The sequence below is a fragment of the Streptomyces sp. NPDC002994 genome (genome assembly GCF_040611155.1).
In the GTDB taxonomy this organism is placed as follows: domain Bacteria; phylum Actinomycetota; class Actinomycetes; order Streptomycetales; family Streptomycetaceae; genus Streptomyces.
Window position 1 is genome coordinate 1 of the sequence record NZ_JBEXNQ010000067.1, and the last position, 4976, is coordinate 4976.

6 protein-coding genes are annotated in these 4976 nt (G+C 68.6%); 4 read left to right on the plus strand and 2 right to left on the minus strand.

Going from position 1 to position 4976, the window contains the following annotated elements; translation table 11 throughout:
* Positions 1-137: adenosylhomocysteinase (locus ABZX79_RS37640; protein WP_355268535.1), on the plus strand; the 137-nt coding region annotated here is incomplete at its 5' end.
* 341 nt (positions 138-478) lie between these two features.
* On the opposite strand, the gene ABZX79_RS37645 is transcribed toward ABZX79_RS37640, so the two are convergent.
* Together ABZX79_RS37645 and ABZX79_RS37650 are read right to left on the minus strand one after the other, a co-directional pair.
* Positions 479-1090 carry a ScbR family autoregulator-binding transcription factor gene (locus ABZX79_RS37645; RefSeq protein ID WP_355268520.1) on the minus strand — a complete coding sequence of 204 codons (612 nt, stop codon included), beginning with the start codon at positions 1088-1090 and terminating at the stop codon, positions 479-481.
* A gap of 243 nt (positions 1091-1333) precedes the next feature.
* A complete protein-coding gene (locus ABZX79_RS37650; protein WP_355268523.1) occupies positions 1334-2110 on the minus strand; it encodes a response regulator transcription factor in 777 nt (258 codons plus the stop codon).
* A 511-nt stretch (positions 2111-2621) separates the two neighbouring features.
* Between ABZX79_RS37650 and ABZX79_RS37655 the strand changes: the two genes are divergently transcribed.
* The 3 genes from ABZX79_RS37655 to ABZX79_RS37665 form a co-directional block, all read left to right on the plus strand.
* Entirely contained in the window at positions 2622-3629 is a 1008-nt protein-coding gene (locus tag ABZX79_RS37655) for a ScbA/BarX family gamma-butyrolactone biosynthesis protein (RefSeq protein WP_355268526.1), read from the plus strand.
* Positions 3614-4537, plus strand: coding sequence for an NAD-dependent epimerase/dehydratase family protein (locus ABZX79_RS37660; RefSeq protein WP_355268529.1), 924 nt, complete (start codon positions 3614-3616; stop codon positions 4535-4537). The genes ABZX79_RS37655 and ABZX79_RS37660 overlap by 16 nt, the downstream gene beginning before the upstream one ends.
* A 229-nt stretch (positions 4538-4766) precedes the next feature.
* Positions 4767-4976: biotin carboxylase N-terminal domain-containing protein (locus tag ABZX79_RS37665; protein WP_355268532.1), on the plus strand; the 210-nt coding region annotated here is incomplete at its 3' end.

Consider the following 4976-nt stretch of genomic DNA (forward strand, 5'->3'; position numbering starts at 1 on the left):
AGCACCTCGACGAGAAGGTCGCCCGCCTCCACCTCGACGCCCTCGGCGTCAAGCTCACGACCCTGCGCCCCGAGCAGGCCGCCTACATCGGCGTCCAGGTCGAGGGCCCGTTCAAGTCCGACCACTACCGCTACTGACCGGTCCGCAACGGGAGGCGGACCTCGACCGGGGTGCCCTCCCGCGGCCGCCCCTCCCCGCTCAACAAACCCGACGCGGCTGCGCGACGAAGTACAGGTTCTGGTCCGCAAGCATGTCGCCGACGTCAACGAGGGGATCGTGCCCGCACGCAAGGACCTGGCCGTCGTGGTGGCCGCGGGGCTGGAGTCGTTGGCCACACGGATACGGGCTGGTGGGGCCCCGATACCTCGCGGCGGCTCTGGGGAGTGCTGCGCCTGCTGCTCTTCCCGGCGGGGAACTGACGAATGACGTGGCCCCCACGCCCCGACGGAAGCCGGGGCGTGGGGGCCACGTCGTCATGTCACCGAGCTGGCGGCGGTGTGGTGCGCAGCCGGCCGAGCATGCCCGGGGTGGCCAGGCCCGGCAGCAGGAACTGCCAGAACGCGCTGACGCGTTCGGGCAAGTCCTCCCGGTTGGTGTAGACCTGGGACATGACCTGGAGGCCGGTGAAGGAGCCGATGATGGTCGACGTCGCCTGCTGAAGGTCCACGCCCGGAAGGATCTCGCCCTGCTCCTCGGCCTGCCGCAGCAGCCCGAGAATGGCCGCGTTGGATTGCTCGTACGAGGTCTGCGGCGGGCGGGAGAAGGACGTCTGCTCGACCGCCAGCCGCACGCTGGCACGCAGTACCGGGTCGTCCTGGAGCCGATGGGCGAACTCCAGGGTCAGGTCGATCACCGCCTGGAGCTTCATGGGCTGGTCCGGCACCGTCAGTGCCTCGCTGTGGGCCGCCACCAGAGCGATGGCGATGGACTCCTTGGACGGGAAGTGGTGGTACAGCGCGCCGCGGGTGAGCCCTGTGCTGGCCAGAATCTCGTTGGTGCTGGCCGCGTCGTAGCCGCGTTCGTCGAATACCCGGGCGGCGGCCTCCAGAATCGAGGCCCTCGACCGTGTTCCCCGTTCCTGCTGCGCCATGCCAGTCCTTGCCCTCGACCGCTGAATTTAACCGACTTGTCTATAATCCTATCGGCACGACGGGGCGTCTTCAGCTGAAGTACCCATGGTGAAAGAGCCTGCTGGGGCGATCTCGCGGAGCGGCCAGGGCGTACTCCGGCGAGCCCGGGACCGGGTGGACGGCGTGGACCGATGCCAGCGGGACCTGCTGGGCGGAGGAGGGGCGCGGGGTTCGGCCCGGCGCCGTGGACGGTCCCGCGCCGCCTACGGGTGTCCCAGCCGGAATCCGACCCCGCGGACGTTGATGATCCAGCTGCTCGAACCGAGCTTTCCGCGCAGGCTGCTGACGTGGGTGTCAATGGTGCGGCCGCGATGTGACCAGGTGTCGTCCCAGACCTTGGACATGAGCTGGCGCCGCGAGATCACGGTGCCGGGCTGCGAAGCCAGCAGCTGCAGCAGGTCGAACTCCTTGCGGGTCAGATCCACCGGCTCCCCGTGCATCGTGGTCAGCCGGATGTCGATGTCGATGCTCAGCGGCCCATGACTGATGAACTGGGCGCGGGCCGGCTGGGGGCGCACCCGGCGCATCACGGCCTCCATCCGGGCCAGCAGCTCGCGGAACCCGTACGGCTTGACCAAGTAGTCGTCGGATCCGGCCTGCAGGCCGAGAACCCGGTCGAGTTCCGAACCGCGCGCGGTGACGGCGATGACCGGGGTGTCGCTGACGGCCCTGATGCCCCGGCACACCTCCAGGCCGTCCAGGTCGGGCAGGTCGAGGTCGAGCAGCACCAGATCGGCCTGGTGGTACGCCAGGAGGGCTTTTGTGCCGGTGGCCACGCTCTGCACGGCATAGCCCTGCCGCAGCAGGCCTTGGACGAGCGAGTCGGCGGCCCGGGCCTCGTTCTCGACGACCAGGACGCGCAACGCCCCGGCTGCGGGCCCGGGTTGATCGGAGCTGACTGCCCGCTGGGGCTGAGGTATCACCGGATGGCGATACCTCTCCGATCTGGGTTCGAGTAGATCCACGGCCTGCCGATTCATATGCTCCCCCTGGAGTGCACAGTCGCGTCATCACGGACTGTTGAACGCTCACGACAGGGAACATAGCAAACAGACTTGTCTGATTGTCAACGCGATTGGGTTCGTCGGCACGCCCGCCCGCCCCGGCCTCGACACCTGCGGCCTGGCCTGCAACTACCTTGGAAAACACGCAAGTTCAGGTAGGTGAGCCCGGTGTGTCGGAGCGTGACGAGCGGGGCGTTGTGGGTACGAAGTCCCGTCTAGCCGTGCAGGACTGCATGGTTCGGAGCCTGGTGCCAGGATGGCGCGATCTCACCGGTGTCGTCGGGTGGGGAGCGTTTTCAGAAACGCAATCTTTACTTGAAAGATCCCGCCCTTCGGTATCTTGGAGCCTGCAAAGGTTCGTCGGCCATGGGGGTGGTTGTCGGCGTACCGAGGGTTGCCCACCCCTGTTCGGAAACAGACAGGAGTGCCGCGCATGCCGTACCTCACCTCTACAGCCCAAGTGCCCCTCCACCGCAGTGCCTTAACTGTGGAAGCGGGCACCGCGACTCCTCCCGCACCGCCATCGGCGGCAGCGGTGCTGCCCCGGCTGACCACGACCGTCCCGCGCGAGTACGTCCATCGCGCCGCGATCTCGGAAGTGCTCCTGACCGGCTGGGAGGCCGCCGGGCTCACGGAGGCCGGCAGCCCGGACACCTTCGAGATCAGGGCCCAGTGGCCGCGCGGTCACTCCCTCTTCGCCCAGACGAGCGGATACCAGGACCCGATGCTCCTGATCGAGTCCATCCGTCAGATCGGAGCCTTGCTCGCCCACGCCGAGTTCGAAGTCCCCTTCGGACACCACTTCCTGATGTGGGACATGTCCTTCACCACCACACCCGAACTCCTCGTCGCGGGCGACGCCCCCACCGAGATCGAACTCCGCACGGTCTGCCGCGACATCGTCCGCCGGGGCCGAGGGTTCAGTGGGATGCGCTACGAGGTCACAGCACTGCGCGACGGCAAGGCGCTGGCCGTCGGGGGAGCGGCCTACAGCTGTACGAGCCCTGCGGTCCACCGACGGCTGCGCGGTGACCGGCCCACCTCCGCAGACCACAGCGCGCCGCCGCCGGCGGTCGACCCGGCCGAGGTGGGTCACGCCAGCGAGCGGCACGTCGTACTCGCCGCGCCGAGACCCGGCGCAGGCAACCGCTGGGAACTGCGGGTCGACACGGCGCACCCGACCTTCTTCGACCACCCGGTGGACCACGTCCCCGGAATGGTGCTGCTGGAGGCCGCCCGCCAGGCCGCCCATGCCTCGACGGGGATGCCCGACGCCCTCCTGCTCGGCCTGGAAAGCAACTTCGAGCGCTACGCCGAATTCGACGCCCCGTGCTGGATCGAGGCCTACCCCGAGTCGGACCCGTCGTCGGGCGGCACTCTGGTACGGGTGCGCGGCACGCAGCACGCGCAGAGCGTCTTCACCGCCAACCTAATACTGAGCGCCCCGCTGAACCCGGGGCACCATCGGGAGAGCGTCGCGTGCCAACCCTCTTGATCACTGGCGCCACCGGCTTCGTCGGCACTCATGTGACCCGCGAAGCGAAGCTTCGGCAGACCGGCTTGAGGCTCATGTCGCACCGCCGGCCCCCGTCCTGTCCGGATCTCCGTGCCATCCCCGCTGATCTGGCCGATCCTGCATCGCTGCGCGGGGTGTGCGACGGCGTCGACATCCTGATCCACTGCGCTTCACAGATCGGCGGAACCGCCGAGGCCAACGAGGCGGTCAATGCCCGGGGCACCGCGGCCCTCGTCGCGGAGGCGCGCCGCGCCGGAGTCTCCCGCATCGTCCATCTGAGCACCGCGTCCGTCTACGGCCGGGGAACCTTCCGCGGCAGCCGGGCCGAGGAACTCACCCGCAACCCGCGCTCACCCACGTCGCTCACCCGAGCCGCCGCCGAGGACGCCGTCCTCTGCGCCGGCGGCATCGTGCTGAGACCTCATCTGGTCTACGGGGAAGGGGACGCCTGGATGGTTCCGGGCCTGGCCCGCATCCTGCGCGCTCTGCCCGGCAGCGTGGGAGGCTGGCGCTCCCGCACCTCCGTGATCGGCGTACCCGACCTGGCCCGCCTGCTGGTGGCGACCGCGCTCGCCCCGGCCGCCGACCTGACGGCGTCCGTCTACCACGCTGCCCACCCCGAGCCCGTCACCGTGGATGCACTGCTGCGCGCCGTGGCCGCCTGCACCTCGACTCCCTGGCCGGAGCGGGAGCTGACCGCCGATCAGGCCCGGGCGGTCCTCAAGGAGAACGGTCAATCGGCTTCCGCGCTCGACATGCTGACGACCGACCATTTCTTCGACAGTGCCCCGATCTGGTCCGACCTGTGCAGTGATCCCGGTGAACGTTTCGACGTCGATTTCCCGAACGTCGCCCCCTGGTACCGCAAGGCCCTGCAGGCCTGCTGAGAAATGCTGGCCCGGCACTTGGTCCGTCTGCGATCCGGGGGGCGATCCGGGTCCGTCGGCTCGTCCGCCGGACCTCTTATTTGACACGTGCCTGAACCTTTCCTTTCGTCTTTCGGACACTGCCGCACCGTGCCTGACGATTCTGACCCAGATATGAAGCTGTCCGTATTGAAGGGGAGCGTGCCACCGAACAGGCTTATGTCTCCGAGTGGAGTCAGGAGAGTGGATCGTGCGCAAGGTGCTCATCGCCAACCGTGGCGAAATCGCTGTCCGCGTTGCTCGGGCCTGCCGGGATGCCGGAATCGCGAGCGTAGCCGTCTACGCCGATCCGGACCGGGACGCATTGCATGTCCGTGCGGCCGACGAGGCGTTCGCTCTGGGCGGTGACACCCCGGCCGCCAGCTACCTGGACATGGCCAAGGTGCTCCAGGCCGCCAAG

Bases quoted from the DNA above. Each gene is read 5' to 3' on its own strand.
- ABZX79_RS37650 (WP_355268523.1), bottom strand. From the start codon at position 2,110: ATGAATCGGCAGGCCGTGGATCTACTCGAACCCAGATCGGAGAGGTAT.
- ABZX79_RS37645 (WP_355268520.1), bottom strand. From the start codon at position 1,090: ATGGCGCAGCAGGAACGGGGAACACGGTCGAGGGCCTCGATTCTGGAG.